This window comes from Alteribacillus persepolensis (assembly GCF_900099605.1).
Taxonomy (GTDB): domain Bacteria; phylum Bacillota; class Bacilli; order Bacillales; family Marinococcaceae; genus Alteribacillus; species Alteribacillus persepolensis.
Map to the genome: position 1 here is coordinate 55,110 of NZ_FNDK01000004.1, position 15,123 is coordinate 70,232.

A 15,123-nucleotide genomic window follows, 5' to 3' on the forward strand; every position below is an offset into this window, starting at 1 on the left:
AAAAATGGTCGTCCCTTATTCATGTACACGGATTCTCAGATATATTTCCAGGGTAGTGTAAATGTACATTTCTTGCATATGAAGTTTATATTCATTGTCGCCGACTTGGTACGTTTTATTTTCAATCGCGTTTTTTATTAGTTCCTTTCCTTCTACTGCACTTTCGATATTTTTATTTTGGAGGAATTTTACTTCATCTTCGACTTGTTGTTTCAACTCATACAGAGCAAGCTCGTTTAAGCGTAGTTTGTTTTCATTGGTAAAATGAACAGCTGTCTCTTGAATCGTTAATTTTTTTTCATTTTCTTCATTTAATTTCTTTTCCTCGCTGCGCAGGATTTCAATCTGTTCTTGTTGATCTTCGATTTGAATGCGCTGCTTGTTGATTTCAATCACCAATTCTTCATGAAGAGCCCCGAACTGAAATAGAAAAAATGCCCAGCCGCCAAGTGATCCAATGGCAACGCCTGCAAAAAAACGCTGCCATCCCGGGCGCCGGTAATACGGGGGGATTCTCATGGAGTGATCTGCTCCTGAGTAATCCATTGAATCAGTAATGTGCCTAGGTTTGCCCCGCCAAGAGCGGCACAGATCATAGCTAGTGTTTTGAAAATGTCAGCATGTGTCCCAGCCAGCAGGCCGCGTTCTAGGGATGTAATCGCATCAAATGTTCCTCCTATCGCAGCAACCAATGCCCATATTTTCAAACTGGCAGCTAAATCGTGAATAGTAGAAAGCGGGGGTTTACCAATTAACAATGCTCCCATTCCGCCAATGATAGACCCACCGATGATGACACCGAATGCAACAAAAAAATCCATAATTAAGGTTCCGGCAAATTCACGGCTTATCACAAAAATTCCCCCTTCCTGGGTTTGAGAAACCTTCTTATATCAAATATAAGACAAGGGTGAAAGTGATATGCTTGTTTTCAGCGGAAAAGCCCTTCATACTTATTAGTAAGGCGGCTAAGCGAAACAGATCGGAAGAGATAAAAAGGAGAAGCTGTGATGGAATTCATTCATTTGCACACGCATACCGAATATAGTCTGCTTGAAAGTACGGCGAGAATTCGTGATCTTGTCAATAAAGCGGCTGCATGCAACATGCCGGCTCTTGCAATTACCGATAAAAACAACATGCACGGTGTGATTCCTTTTTATAAACAGTGCAAACAAAAGAGCATAAAGCCTATTATTGGATTAGAGCTATGGTTAAGAGGAATTGTATTGCCAGGAGAATTTCCGATTGTGCTGCTGGCTGAAAATGATAAAGGATATAAGCATTTACTGGCATTAGCGACAATGAAACAAACAAACCAGTCGATGGAATTTCAGGACTGTCTGCCTTTTTTAAGTAATTGTTTTGTTATTGTGCCTTTTTCTGATAGTGAGGTAACAGAAGCCTTGCGCGCAAATGATAATTCAAGTGCTGAAAGTGTGCTGTCGCACTATGCAGATTATGTTGACAGCAGACGTTTATATATAGAAAAACAGCCTGTATATAAAGAGCGGTCGCTTTTGCAGCAAGTAGAAGCGTTAGGAGAGCGCCATCACGTGCCATTTGTTGCCGGAAATAATATACACATGACCGAGGCAAGCGAAAAAAATGGCGTTTTTGCATTACAAGCCATTGCAGAGGGAAAAGCGTTAAAGGACATAAAAAGTGATAAAAAAGAAAGAGGATGGGGGCACTTTCTATCCCCAGAAGAAATAGACCAGGCATTTGCTAATGATACGACGGCTGTTTACCATACTGCTGAAATAGCCGGCCAGTGTCATATCACCATTGATTTTGAAAAAAGGCTGCTTCCTAAGTATCCCCTCCCTCACAGCCAAAGCGCTGCTGAAACATTAGAAGTGTATTGCCAACAAGGTGCACAACAGAGATATGACGTGATGACAGACGACATACAAGCTCGTTTGAATGAAGAGCTCGCAGTGATTCATCGTATGGGATTTGATGATTATTTTTTAATTGTCGCTGATTTTGTGTCGTATGCAAAGGGAAATGGTATGTTAGTAGGACCGGGCCGGGGGTCGGCTGCAGGATCTTTGGTCGCTTATACTTTAGGAATTACCGATGTTGACCCGTTAAAGCACGGTCTTTTGTTTGAACGTTTTTTAAATCCAGAACGCGTGACGATGCCTGATATCGATATTGATTTTCCTGATTACAGACGGGATGAAGTCATTCGTTATGTTGCAGACAAATACGGAAGAGACCGGGTGGCACAAATAGTCACGTTTGGAACGTTCGGTGCGCGTGCAGCGATAAGAGACGCTGGACGTATTATGGAAGTTCCGCAAGCGTTAATTGATAAGCTGGCTCAACTTGTGCCGCAGGCCCCGCAAATGACACTAGCCAGAGCGTATCAAGAAGAGGAAGCGTTTCGCGTTTTTGTGGAGCGGGAATCAACAGCACAAGCTGTATTGAAAACGGCACAGCACATAGAAGGACTGCCTCGTCATACATCTGTTCATGCTGCGGGGGTTGTTATAAGCGAAAACGTTCTTACCGAACATGTGCCGCTGATGGGACAAGACAATGATGATTTATTTTTAACCCAATATCCAATGGAAGACTTAGAAGGTATTGGATTACTGAAAATGGATTTTCTTGGTTTGAAAAATTTAAGTTTGCTTGAACGTATTACGAAAACGATTCGCTATCAAGAGCGTGTACAGATTGACTTGCGTGAGCTCCCGATGGATGATGAGAAAACTTATGCAATGCTTGCTAGAGGAGATACAAGCGGTGTGTTTCAGCTGGAGTCTGATGGCATGCGTAATGCGCTTCGGACGATTCAGCCGGAGACACTTGAAGATATTGCGGCTGTAAATGCTTTATACCGGCCGGGACCTATGGAAAACATTTCTGTTTATGCTGAAAGAAAAAACGGCAGTGCGCATCCGACGTATCCGCATGAAAGTTTACAGCCTATTTTGTCTTCAACATACGGAGTCATTATCTATCAAGAACAAATTATGCAAATAGCATCTGTGATGGCTGGTTATTCATTTGGAGAAGCGGATTTGCTAAGAAGAGCAGTAAGCAAGAAGAAGCGTGAAGTGCTCGAAGAAGAACGGCAGCGTTTTGTAAAAGGTGCTTTGCAAAACGGTTTTTCCAAACAAGATGCCGCCCGAGTATATGACGTCATTGTCCGTTTTGCCGATTATGGATTTAACCGGTCCCATGCTGTTGCTTACAGCTTTATCGCCTATCAGCTCGCTTACTTAAAAGCCCATTACTCTTCGTACTTTTACGCCTCCTTGTTGTCTATAAACATGACACAGCAAACGAAACTGTCTATGTATATAAGGGAAGCAAAACAGCAGGGACTTACAATTGAACGACCTTCGATTCATAAAAGTGAAGCGGGATTTTATGCGGATCATCACTGCATTTACTTTGGTCTGCTCGCGGTGAAACAAGTAAACAGCCGCTTGGTGCGTGCCATCGCAGAAGAAAGAAAAAATGGACGCTTTACAGACATGGTGGATTTTCTCATGCGGATAGATCGAAGCGTTGTAAATCGAGGAGCACTAGAATCGTTAATTAAAGCAGGGGCTTTTGACGATTTTCGAGAACACCGTGCAATGATGCTTGCCTCTATCGACCGCGCGTTAGAATTTACAGAGTTTCAAAAAGATCTTGGTGAGCTTATTACAGACGGAGATTATGATTTTCGTTACGTGCAAACGGAGCCGTTTACGGAAATAGAAGCACTTGAAGCAGAAAAAGACGCGACTGGATTTTATTTAAGCGGTCATCCATTAAACCGGTATAAAAGAGTGCTCGCTCCGTTTCAAGTTGTTCCTTTATATGAACGCTTTCTGCCGGCAGGTTTTTTCTGGATTGCCGGGGTAGTGGAAGAATATAAGCAAGTACGAACAAAAACCGGACAATCAATGGCGTTTCTCACAGTGACAGATGGAACGGGGGATGTGGACATTGTTGTGTTTCCAAGTGTGTATCGAACATTAAAAGGGAAGCTGGATGAGTCCACATCCATTTTAGTGTATGGGAGACAAGATCGCCACAGCCGCTATAATAAGATGATTGCTAACGAGTTTGTCAGCTTAGAAGAGCTGCAAAAGCAGGAAAACCTCGTGTTATTCTTGAAAATAACAGAAGATAAAGATGCAAGAAGTACTGCCGGGGCAGTAAAAAGTATATTAAAGAGGCATCCTGGCGGAGTACAGGTATATCTCGTTTATGAAACAAATCAGAAAGTCATTAAATTGAATGACTCGTTTCGCACGAATGGAGGAGAAGGCTGTTTACGAGAGTTAGAAAGTGTATTAGGCGCAGAATTTGTCGTTTTAAAGGAAAGCAAAGGGTGAACATGTCTATTTCATCTGTTATAATAAGATAAGTTTTGCATTAGTTCTGATAATATGTTTATTTTATAGTAACGAAGAATTTGTACGGATGAAGAAATAAGGAGAGTGGAGATTTTGCCAACGACTAGAGAAGAAGCCTTACATGTCCATAAGGAGAACCAAGGAAAACTTGAATCAAAGTCAAAAGTCCCGGTTAGAAATGCAAAAGATTTAAGTTTAGCATATTCTCCTGGGGTCGCTGAACCTTGTAAAGCTATTTTTGATGACAAACAAAAAGTATTTGACTATACAATGAAAGGCAATATGGTTGCTGTTGTTTCAGATGGTACTGCTGTGCTTGGGCTTGGAAACATTGGGCCGGAAGCGGCTCTGCCTGTTATGGAAGGGAAAGCAGTGCTGTTCAAATCATTTGCAGGTGTAGATGCATTCCCTGTTTGCCTGGATACAACAGAGGTTGACCGCATTGTAGAAACAGTGAAGTTGATGGAGCCTACGTTTGGCGGGGTGAATTTGGAGGATATTGCAGCGCCGAACTGCTTTATTATTGAAGAAAGACTAAAGAAAGAAACGAACATTCCTGTTTTTCATGATGACCAGCATGGTACAGCAATTGTAACCGCGGCAGGACTTATTAATGCTTTAAAAGTAAATGGCAAGTCGCTCTCGGAAATGAAAATAGTTGTCAATGGAGCAGGTTCAGCTGGCATTGCGATTATTAAGCTGCTGGATCGTATGGGTGTGCGTGACATCATTCTATGTGATTCTAAAGGCGCTATTTATGAAGGCAGAACGTATGGCATGAATGACGTAAAAGATGAAGTGGCGAAGTTTACAAACAAAGATAAAGCAGAAGGAAACTTGGAAGATGTTATTCAAAACACAGATGTCTTTATCGGTGTGTCCGTTGCCGGCGCCCTAACGAAAGAAATGGTGCAGTCGATGAATGATGATCCAATTATTTTTGCAATGGCAAATCCAGATCCGGAAATTATGCCAGATGATGCCAAAGAAGCGGGAGCAAAAGTGATTGGCACTGGCCGTTCGGACTTTCCTAACCAAGTAAACAACGTGCTTGCCTTCCCTGGAATCTTCCGTGGAGCGTTGGATGTAAATGCTACTATTATTAATGAAGAGATGAAAGAAGCGGCTGTGTATGCTATCGCGGATTTGATTGACGAAGACGGCCTTTCTGCTGATTACGTCATTCCAGCACCATTTGATGCCCGTGTTGCACCTGCGGTGGCAGCTTCTGTAGCCAAAGCGGCAATGGAAACAGGAGTAGCCCGCAAAAATGTCAATCCGGACGAAGTGGCAGAGAAAACAGCGCGCTTGTCCATTATTGATAAGGAGTAAAGCGGACAGAGCAATAAAAAGAAACAGTTGATAAACGTTTATCCGGAAGTGAGCGATCGTCGTTAAGTCGGTCGCTTCTCTGTTCCGTATAAGCATACAATGTTCCTCTAGAGAATAAGGAAAGCGGCAAGTTTTTGTTTGTATACATGTTTGTCAAGAGGCAATAATGCATATAGAATAACAGCAACGCCTTTTCATTCTCCTGAGGCAGAGATGTTTATGATAAAATTGGTACAAGCGTTTCAGCTAAACAGGCAACACAACATCGATAACAGTTGAAATACAATAATAGTACAGTTAGCAAAGAAGGTGTCCTCGTGTTAAAAGATTTCTTCAATAAAAAAAGAAAATACGCGAAGGTTCCATCCGAACGCCAGCAGCCGCCTGCAATGAGTCAAGGTGTAATGACCAAGTGCCCGCAGTGTAAGACAATTGTCTATACAAAAGAGTTAAAAAAACACCAAATGATTTGTGTTAACTGCGGACATCACTTGCCTATGACTGCATATGAACGAATTCATTCCTTAATAGAAGAAGGAACATTTGTAGAATACGATGCAGACATAACGTCTCAAGACCCTTTATCTTTTCCAGAGTACGAACAAAAGCTGGAAAAAGACCGCCAGAAAACACAATTAAATGAGGCTGTCGTAACAGGTGAAGGGGAAATGGACGGATCATTGGTAGTGATTGGCGTGATGGACCAACGTTTTCGAATGGGCAGTATGGGATCGGCTGTAGGAGAAAAAATCACACGAGCTATTGAACGAGCGCTAGAAAAAGAACGGCCATTCATTTTATTTACTGCTTCGGGCGGTGCACGTATGCAAGAGGGTGTATTAAGCCTTATGCAAATGGCAAAAACAAGTGCTGCACTGAAAAAGCTGGAGGAAGCAGGACTATTGTTTATATCGGTAATGACGCATCCGACCACTGGCGGTGTATCGGCTAGTTTTGCTTCATTAGGTGATTATAATTTTGCCGAACCGAAAGCGTTGATAGGTTTCGCGGGCCGAAGAATTATTGAGCAAACGATTCGCCAGGAATTACCAGAAGACTTCCAAACAGCTGAGTTTTTATTAAAGCACGGTCAGCTTGACCGGGTAGTACCTCGAGATGAAATGAAGCAGACATTATCCACTGTTTTAGATTTGCATGGATACAAGTCACAGTAGCAAAGGTGGTGAAAAAGGATGCACAGTTACTTGCCATTTGAAAAACCAGTCGTGGAGCTTCGCGATAAAATAGATGAATTGAAGTCGTTTACAGACGAAAAAGGCATTGATTTAAGCGGTGAAATAACAAAGCTGGAAGACCGGCTGAAACAGCTGGAGGATGACATCTATGGAAACTTAACACCATGGCAGCGCGTTCAGATTGCAAGACATACCGAGCGCCCAACCACGTATGATTATATCGGTCATTTGTTTACTGATTTTATCGAGCTTCATGGCGACAGGCTGTATGGGGATGATGAGGCTATTGTAGGAGGCATTGCCAAATATAAAGGCGAACCAATTACCATTATCGGGCATCAACGCGGGAAGGATACGAAAGAAAACATCCGCCGTAACTTTGGAATGCCGCATCCGGAAGGGTATCGTAAAGCATTACGTTTAATGAAACAAGCAGAAAAGTTCTTGCGTCCTGTTATTTGTTTCATCGATACAAAAGGTGCCTATCCTGGAAAAGCAGCAGAAGAAAGAGGACAGAGTGAAGCGATTGCACGCAATTTGTTAGAAATGGCTGGGTTGCGTGTTCCTGTTGTGTGCGTTGTCATTGGAGAAGGCGGAAGCGGCGGAGCACTTGCACTTGGCGTTGGAAATCATATCCATATGCTTGAGAACTCCACGTATTCTGTCATCTCTCCCGAAGGTGCAGCTGCCTTATTATGGAAAGACGCTAATTATGCCAAGCATGCTGCACAAACGATGCGTATTACAGCCCCAGATTTAAAAGAATTAGGTGTCATTGATGAAATGATCACAGAGGTAAGAGGCGGAGCTCATAAAAACATTGAAGAGCAGGCTCGCTATATTGATGATGTGTTAGAGCAGTCTTTACATAGTTTAAGACAGCAGTCGGACGAAGAATTAGTCGAGCAGCGCTATGAAAAGTATAAAAAGATTGGTGAAGTAACCGGTGAAAGCGTTGTCTCCGGTGAACAAGATTAGTGCTTTCTGATTATTTTCAGAGAGCACTTTTCTTTGTGTTTTAAATAGATAGAGGTCGTCAGCTTCCGCCATAAGGATTTGCTGACAAGCTGATGTTTTCGTTCTATAAAGTTAGTTAGGCGTTGCCGGCATCTTCCTCTTTCTGGCTGGATGGCTCTTCAGATTTGCTTGGCGGCGGGCAATGCTTCCATTTTTCCGGCAGCTTACCGCTGCCTGCGGGGTTTTCAGCTGCTGCTTTTTCCGCTGGTGTCTTCCCGCTGATTGCTGTCAATCAAAGGGGGAGACAATAAAGCGTGCAAGATATTTACGTCAACATTTGTATTAGAACTGATTTTTTAAAGCCGCGGCAGGAAAGGATAAAATACTGGCACAGGTGAGTGATGGATGTTATGAACGTGTGGAAGAAAGCTGTATATGTGCTGTGAAACAGCGTCTGCATGTAAAAAGATTAGCGCTGGCTGAGTGTTCTTTATCAAAAAATGTGAACACGCTGCTCCATGTTTTTTATTTTGAAAACAGAGAAGGAACATGATTTAATGTAATGAGTGAAAAATGAAACGGTCATAATGATGTATTGAAGGAGTGAAAACCATGAAAAAAATTGGAGTATTAACAAGCGGCGGAGATTCTCCAGGAATGAATGCTGCTATTCGAGCGGTGGTGCGTAAAGCGATATACCACGGTGTAGAAGTATACGGCATAAATTATGGGTACGCTGGCTTAATAAATAACGATATTCACAAGTTGGAAATTGGGGATGTTGGTGACATTATTCACAGAGGAGGCACGATGCTCTATACGGCTCGCTGTGAAGAATTTAAAACACCGGAAGGCAGACAAACAGCCATTGATCATTTAAATGCAATTGGTATTCAAGGGCTTGTTGTTATTGGAGGCGATGGCTCTTTTCGCGGGGCAGAAAAGCTAACAGAGCTGGGATTTCCAACAATAGGTATTCCCGGTACAATCGATAACGACATTCCAGGTACCGATTTTACTATTGGATTTGATACAGCCTTGAATACAGTCATTGACGCGATTGATAAAATCCGTGACACAGCTACTTCTCACGAACGCACCTATGTGATTGAAGTGATGGGAAGGGATGCTGGAGATTTAGCACTTTGGTCCGGCCTTGCAGATGGAGCAGAAACCATCATCATTCCTGAAGAATCTTATTCGATGACAGACATTGTCAAGAAGCTTAGGCGTGGACATGAGCGTGGAAAGAAACACAGCATCATTGTCGTTGCAGAAGGAGTAGGAAGCGGTCCAGAATTCGGCCAGAAAATCCAAGAAGAAACTAACTTAGAAACGCGAGTCACTGTGTTAGGGCATATCCAGCGTGGAGGATCCCCTACTGCTTACGACCGTGTGTTAGCAAGCCGGCTCGGGGCACATGCTGTCGAACTTCTTCTTGATGGAAAACAGGGCTGTGCGGTTGGTATTAGAAACAATAAGCTGGTGCATAAGGACATTACACAAGTGTTGTCAGAAACACACGAAATCGATCAAGAAATGTATCGTCTCTCACAAGAATTATCTATTTAATGCTAGGCATGATACAAGCTGTGCTACAATGAGAGAACGATGTGAAAAGAAGAGGAGGACCATGATGAGAAAAACGAAAATTGTTTGTACAATAGGACCCGCCAGTGAGTCTTCGCAAACGTTAAAGCAGTTAATTGAAGCGGGGATGAATGTCGCACGCCTTAATTTTTCACATGGCGATTATGATGAACATAAAGCTCGCATTGAAAGAATTAGAGAAGCTGCAAAAGATACAGGAAAGCATGTAGCTATTCTTTTAGATACAAAAGGACCAGAAATCCGAACACATACAATGAAAGGTGGTTCTATTACACTAGAAAAAGGGCAAGAACTCGTCGTTTCATCTGAGGAAGTCGAAGGAACACCACAAAAAATTTCGGTTACTTACAGCAGGTTAGCAGATGATGTAGAGCCTGGGAAAAAGATTTTGTTAGATGACGGTTTGATTGAGCTTGAAGTAATAGAAACAAAAGAAAAAGAAGTGCTGACGAAAGTGTTGAACAGCGGCGAGCTGAAAAACAAAAAAGGAGTCAACCTTCCAAACGTAAAGGTCAGCCTGCCTGGTATTACAGAAAAAGATGCAGATGATATTAAATTTGGCATCGAGAACGATGTAGATTTTGTTGCTGCTTCGTTTGTCAGACGAACATCAGATGTGTTAGAAATCAGGGAAATACTGGAAAATCACCAAGCCGAAGACATTCAAATTATCCCGAAAATCGAAAATCAAGAAGGTATTGAGAACATCGAGGAAATTCTTGAGGTGTCGGACGGGCTTATGGTCGCACGCGGTGATCTTGGGGTAGAAATACCGCCAGAAGAGGTGCCGCTCGCACAAAAAACGTTAATCAAAAAGTGTAATGCATTAGCAAAGCCTGTTATCACAGCAACACAGATGCTGGATTCCATGCAGCGCAATCCACGCCCGACTAGAGCAGAAGCAAGTGACGTTGCCAATGCCATTTTTGATGGAACGGATGCGATTATGCTTTCTGGTGAAACAGCAGCGGGAGACTACCCGGTAGAAGCCGTCCAAACAATGAGCAATATTGCGTACAAAGCAGAGTCAGCATTAACATATAAAAATATATTAAATGAGCGCACAAAAGAAAGTAACCGCTCCATTACAAATTCAATCAGCCAGTCCGTCTCTCATACCGCTTATAATTTGGATGCGGCAGCAATATTGACGGCAACAGAAAGCGGCTATACAGCAAAGATTGTGTCAAAATACAGGCCTGAATCACCGATTATTGCGGTTACTAGTAATGAAAAAGTAGTACGCAGACTTTCGCTTGTGTGGGGTGTATCTCCGCTATTGGGACAAAGAGCAGAGACAACCGATGAAATGCTGGACAGCACGGTGCGTGAATCATTAAAAACCGGCTTTATTGGCCATGGTGATTTAGTTGTTATCACTGCTGGTGTTCCGGTAGGAGAGACTGGAACAACAAATATTATGAAAGTTCATGTCATCGGGGAAGTAGTTGGCAAAGGACAAGGCATCGGCAGAACAACGACAACAGGAAGAGTTGTTGTAGCTCGTTCAGCTGAAGAAGCCATTGAAAAAGTAGAAGAGGGAAACATTCTTATTACGTACAGCACGGATAAAGACATGGTGCCAGCATTTGAAAAAGCGGCAGCAGTTGTAACAGAAGAAGGTGGATTAACTTCTCATGCAGCGGTAGTAGGATTAAATTTAGGTACTCCGGTGGTAGTGGGAGTAAAAGAAGCTGTAGACTTGTTTGAAGATGGAGAGGAAATTACGGTGGACAGCTCTCGCGGCGACCTTTACCGCGGCCACGCCAGTGTCTTGTAATACCAGAGAAGCTGTTCCGATGATTGTCGGAGCAGCTTTTGTTTCCATGTTATGCAAAGGAGGAAGACGCTATGGGGAGATGGTTACTATTACTGATCATCGTCGTGCCGGCTCTTGAAATCGGAGTGCTCATATTATCGGGTAATACATTGGGAATATGGCCAACCATATTTCTTATTATTTTAACCGGCATAATAGGAGCGTGGCTGGCCAAGCGAGAAGGGCTGCAGACAGTTCGCGCAGCACAGCTTCAGCTGCAAAACGGGCAAGTGCCGGGAGGACTTGTTTTAGATGGAATATGCATATTAGTTGGAGGCGCGGTGCTGCTGACTCCAGGATTTATTACAGATGCAGCTGGATTTTTCCTGTTGTTTCCTTATACGAGAAATATCGTAAAGGCATTATTAGAAAAAATCTTTGCATCTTTGCTTAAGAGTGGAAAGATTATCTATTTTCGACGCTGGTAATAGAAGCTGCTTCTGTCTCACATGACAGACACTGCACATGTATGGTAGGATAGATGAGAAGACTATGTGGAAGGATGAACAACAGTTGATATCGCAGGCATCTATATTCATGCTTATTTTGCTTGCGATTGGAGTATTAGGTAAAAACCAATCCTTAATCATTGCTGTGTTGTTTTTACTGCTTGTTCGGTGGGCAGGACTCGGCGGAAAAGTATTTCCGTTCCTCCAGGCAAAAGGGATACCTATTGCAGTTACCATTCTTACGATTGCGGTTCTTGTACCCATCGTAACGGGTGAAATTGGTTTTAAACAACTTGGGGAAGCAGTGAAATCTTATTATGCATGGATTGCACTTGCTTCAGGAATATTTGTAGCTCTAATCGCAAAAGGTGGAGTCATACTGCTTCAAAATGACCCGCATATTACTGCTGCACTTGTTATTGGTACGATTTTAGCTGTTGCGCTGTTTAATGGTGTAGCGGTCGGTCCTTTAATAGGCGCAGGGATTGCATATACAGCAATGAGGCTTGTCGAAATGTTTTCTTCCGCCGGCGGTTGAGAATGAATGGCTGATTCTCTTCAGCCTGATGAAATTTGTCTGAATAATAGAATTAATGATTTTTTTAGGTGAAAAAGTATTATTTAATTATTTTGCGTTCACAAAGCTGTAAAAAATGTTTATAATGAAAAGGGCTTCAATATTCCTTCTACATAGCTGACGAAACAAATCGCGTGTTTAACGAGCTGTTTTTAAGGATGAAAGAAAACATATAATTTCTTTATGCTTAAAACAGACTAAGCATTCTACCTTGCGCGCAGGGTGCTGATATAACGCGAAAAATGTAAGCACTTGCGGTTTTCGGATAATTTTAACAAACATATTTTGTGTAAAAGGAGAGGTTGGTATGAGCACAACTCGTGGTCTTGAAGGTGTAGTGGCAACATCCTCTAGTGTTAGTTCTATTATTGACGATGTATTAACGTACCAAGGCTATAACATTGATGATTTGGCTGAAAATGCATCTTTTGAAGAAGTTATCTTTTTGCTTTGGAACGGCCGTCTGCCAAAAAGAAGTGAACTGGATGAGTTGACAAAACAATTAGCGGAAAACATGGAAGTGCCAAAAGAAGTTTTTGATTATATGAAGGCATATCCAGTGGACAAGGTTCATCCAATGGCTGCGTTAAGAACTGCCATATCACAGCTGGGGTTATATGACGAAGCTGCTGATGAGATGACAGAAGAAGCCAACAAGCAAAAAGCAATTCGTCTGCAAGCTAAAATCCCTGCGGTCGTGACTGGCTTTAGCCGTATTCGTGAAGGGAAGGAACCAATCGCACCGAAAAAAGAATTGAGCTTTGCTGCAAACTTTTTGTACATGCTAAAAGGGGAAGAACCGGATGAAACGTCGGAAACGGCTTTTAATAAAGCTCTTGTACTGCACGCAGACCATGAGCTGAATGCCTCTACTTTTACAGCACGTGTATGTGTGGCTACATTGTCTGATATTTATTCCGGTGTTACAGCGGCAATTGGTGCGTTGAAAGGTCCGTTGCATGGCGGTGCGAATGAACGTGTCATGGCTATGCTGATGGAAATTGGTAATACTGACAATGTTGAGCCTTATATCCGCAAAGCAATTGATAACAAAGAAAAAATTATGGGATTTGGGCACCGCGTATACAAGCAGGGTGATCCGCGTGCGAAACATCTTCGCGAAATGTCGAAAAAACTAACAGGCATTACTGGTGAATCAAAATGGTATGACATGTCGATTAAGATTGAAGAAATGGTCACTAGTGAAAAAGGACTTCCGCCAAACGTAGACTTTTATTCAGCGTCTGTTTACCATAGTCTTGGTATTGACCATGACTTGTTCACACCAATCTTTGCTACCAGCCGTGTGTCTGGATGGATTGCACATATTCTTGAACAATACAGCAACAACCGCTTAATTCGTCCAAGAGCAGAATATGTTGGACCAGAAAAACAAACCTATGTACCAGTAGACGAAAGATAAAATAATATAACTGGGCCATATAAATATCATGACGAAAAGGTTGTCTAGCTGAAGCGTCCAGTCTACAATGAAAGAGGGCGCTTGCGCTTTTTATCCAAATATTACTCAGCAGGAGGTTTTATCATGGCTAATGGAGAAAAAATTACTACACAAAATGGAAAGTTGAACGTACCTGATCAACCAGTAATCCCATACATAGAAGGAGACGGCATTGGTCCTGACATCTGGGCCGCAGCAAGCCGAGTACTCGACGCAGCTGTTGAAAAAGCATACGACGGCAAGAAGAAAATTCATTGGAAAGAAATTTTAGTCGGGGAAAAAGCGTATAACAATACAGGTGAGTGGCTTCCAGAGGAATCACTAGACACCATTCGTGAATATTTAATTGCGATTAAAGGTCCATTGACTACACCTATCGGAGGCGGTATTCGTTCATTGAACGTTGCGCTTCGCCAAAAGCTCGACCTATTTACCTGCCTTCGTCCTGTTCGCCACTTCACTGGTGTTCCTTCCCCAGTTAAGCGCCCTGAAGATGTAAACATGGCTATCTTCCGTGAGAACACAGAAGATATTTATGCTGGTATCGAATTCAAAGAAGGAACGGATGAAGCGAAAAAAGTTGTTGATTTCCTTCAAAATGAAATGGGAGCAACAAACATCCGTTTCCCTGAAACTTCTGGAATTGGTGTGAAGCCGGTTTCTAAAGAAGGGACAGAACGTCTCGTGCGTGCGGCTATTGATTACGCTATTCAAGAAGGCCGTAAAAGTGTTACCCTTGTACACAAAGGGAACATTATGAAGTTTACAGAAGGTGCTTTTAAAGCCTGGGGTTATGAACTGGCAGAGCGCGAATACGGTGATAAAGTATTCACTTGGGACCAGTACGATGAAATCGTAGAAAAAGAAGGAAAAGAAGCAGCAAACGCTGCACAGCAAAAAGCAGAAGAAGATGGCAAAATCATTATTAAAGATGCGATTGCTGACATCTTCTTGCAGCAAATTCTTACACGTCCAAAAGAATTTGATGTTGTTGCAACAATGAACTTAAACGGAGACTATGTTTCTGATGCGCTGGCAGCACAAGTGGGCGGTATCGGTATTGCACCGGGTGCAAATATCAACTATGAATCTGGACATGCTATTTTTGAAGCAACTCATGGTACAGCGCCGAAATATGCAGGAATGGACAAAGTAAATCCATCTTCTGTTATTTTATCTGGTGAGCTGATGCTTCGTCACTTAGGCTGGAATGAAGCGGCTGATCTTGTTCTTCAATCGATGGATCAGACTATCGGAAGCAAAGTAGTAACGTATGATTTTGCTCGCTTGATGGACGGCGCAACAGAAGTGAAGTGCTCTGAATTCGGTGATGAGCTTATCAAAAACATGTAA

12 protein-coding genes are annotated in these 15,123 nt (G+C 42.5%); 10 read left to right on the top strand and 2 right to left on the bottom strand.

Annotated features, from left to right (window positions below; all coding sequences use genetic code 11):
• Positions 1 to 15: 15 nt before the first annotated feature.
• Both ytrI and BLT18_RS05265 read right to left on the bottom strand, forming a co-directional pair.
• Entirely contained in the window at positions 16 to 519 is a 504-nt protein-coding gene (gene ytrI, locus BLT18_RS05260) for a sporulation membrane protein YtrI (RefSeq protein ID WP_091271895.1), read from the bottom strand.
• Entirely contained in the window at positions 516 to 821 is a 306-nt protein-coding gene (locus tag BLT18_RS05265; RefSeq protein WP_175487384.1) for a YtrH family sporulation protein, read from the bottom strand. Before BLT18_RS05265 ends, ytrI begins: the two co-directional genes overlap by 4 nt.
• A gap of 189 nt (positions 822 to 1,010) precedes the next feature.
• Here BLT18_RS05265 and dnaE point away from each other — a divergent pair, with 189 nt between their 5' ends.
• The 10 genes from dnaE (at position 1,011) to icd (ending at position 15,123) form a co-directional block, all read left to right on the top strand.
• Positions 1,011 to 4,346, top strand: coding sequence for a DNA polymerase III subunit alpha (gene dnaE, locus BLT18_RS05270; protein WP_091271897.1), 3,336 nt, complete (start codon positions 1,011 to 1,013; stop codon positions 4,344 to 4,346).
• A 114-nt stretch (positions 4,347 to 4,460) separates the two neighbouring features.
• Entirely contained in the window at positions 4,461 to 5,699 is a 1,239-nt protein-coding gene (locus BLT18_RS05275; RefSeq protein WP_091271898.1) for an NAD(P)-dependent malic enzyme, read from the top strand.
• A gap of 317 nt (positions 5,700 to 6,016) precedes the next feature.
• On the top strand, positions 6,017 to 6,874 hold the full coding sequence (accD, locus tag BLT18_RS05280) for an acetyl-CoA carboxylase, carboxyltransferase subunit beta (RefSeq protein WP_091271900.1): 858 nt from the start codon (positions 6,017 to 6,019) through the stop codon (positions 6,872 to 6,874).
• A gap of 18 nt (positions 6,875 to 6,892) precedes the next feature.
• Positions 6,893 to 7,873: an acetyl-CoA carboxylase carboxyl transferase subunit alpha gene (accA, locus tag BLT18_RS05285; protein WP_091271901.1), complete on the top strand. Its 981-nt coding sequence runs from the start codon at positions 6,893 to 6,895 to the stop codon at positions 7,871 to 7,873.
• Positions 7,874 to 8,464: 591 nt separating this feature from the next.
• Positions 8,465 to 9,424: a 6-phosphofructokinase gene (pfkA, locus tag BLT18_RS05290; protein WP_091271902.1), complete on the top strand. Its 960-nt coding sequence runs from the start codon at positions 8,465 to 8,467 to the stop codon at positions 9,422 to 9,424.
• A 64-nt stretch (positions 9,425 to 9,488) separates the two neighbouring features.
• Positions 9,489 to 11,243: a pyruvate kinase gene (gene pyk / locus BLT18_RS05295; RefSeq protein WP_091271904.1), complete on the top strand. Its 1,755-nt coding sequence runs from the start codon at positions 9,489 to 9,491 to the stop codon at positions 11,241 to 11,243.
• 71 nt (positions 11,244 to 11,314) lie between these two features.
• A complete protein-coding gene (locus BLT18_RS05300) occupies positions 11,315 to 11,710 on the top strand; it encodes an FxsA family protein (RefSeq protein ID WP_091271905.1) in 396 nt (131 codons plus the stop codon).
• A gap of 64 nt (positions 11,711 to 11,774) precedes the next feature.
• Complete coding sequence (locus BLT18_RS05305) at positions 11,775 to 12,269, top strand: DUF441 domain-containing protein (protein WP_407639917.1); 495 nt, start codon at positions 11,775 to 11,777, stop codon at positions 12,267 to 12,269.
• Between the two features lie 346 nt (positions 12,270 to 12,615).
• Positions 12,616 to 13,731, top strand: a complete 1,116-nt coding sequence (gene citZ, locus BLT18_RS05310; protein WP_091271907.1) for a citrate synthase — start codon at positions 12,616 to 12,618, stop codon at positions 13,729 to 13,731.
• Between the two features lie 123 nt (positions 13,732 to 13,854).
• Positions 13,855 to 15,123 (top strand): NADP-dependent isocitrate dehydrogenase, encoded by a 1,269-nt coding sequence (icd, locus tag BLT18_RS05315; protein WP_091271909.1) that lies wholly within the window; start codon positions 13,855 to 13,857, stop codon positions 15,121 to 15,123.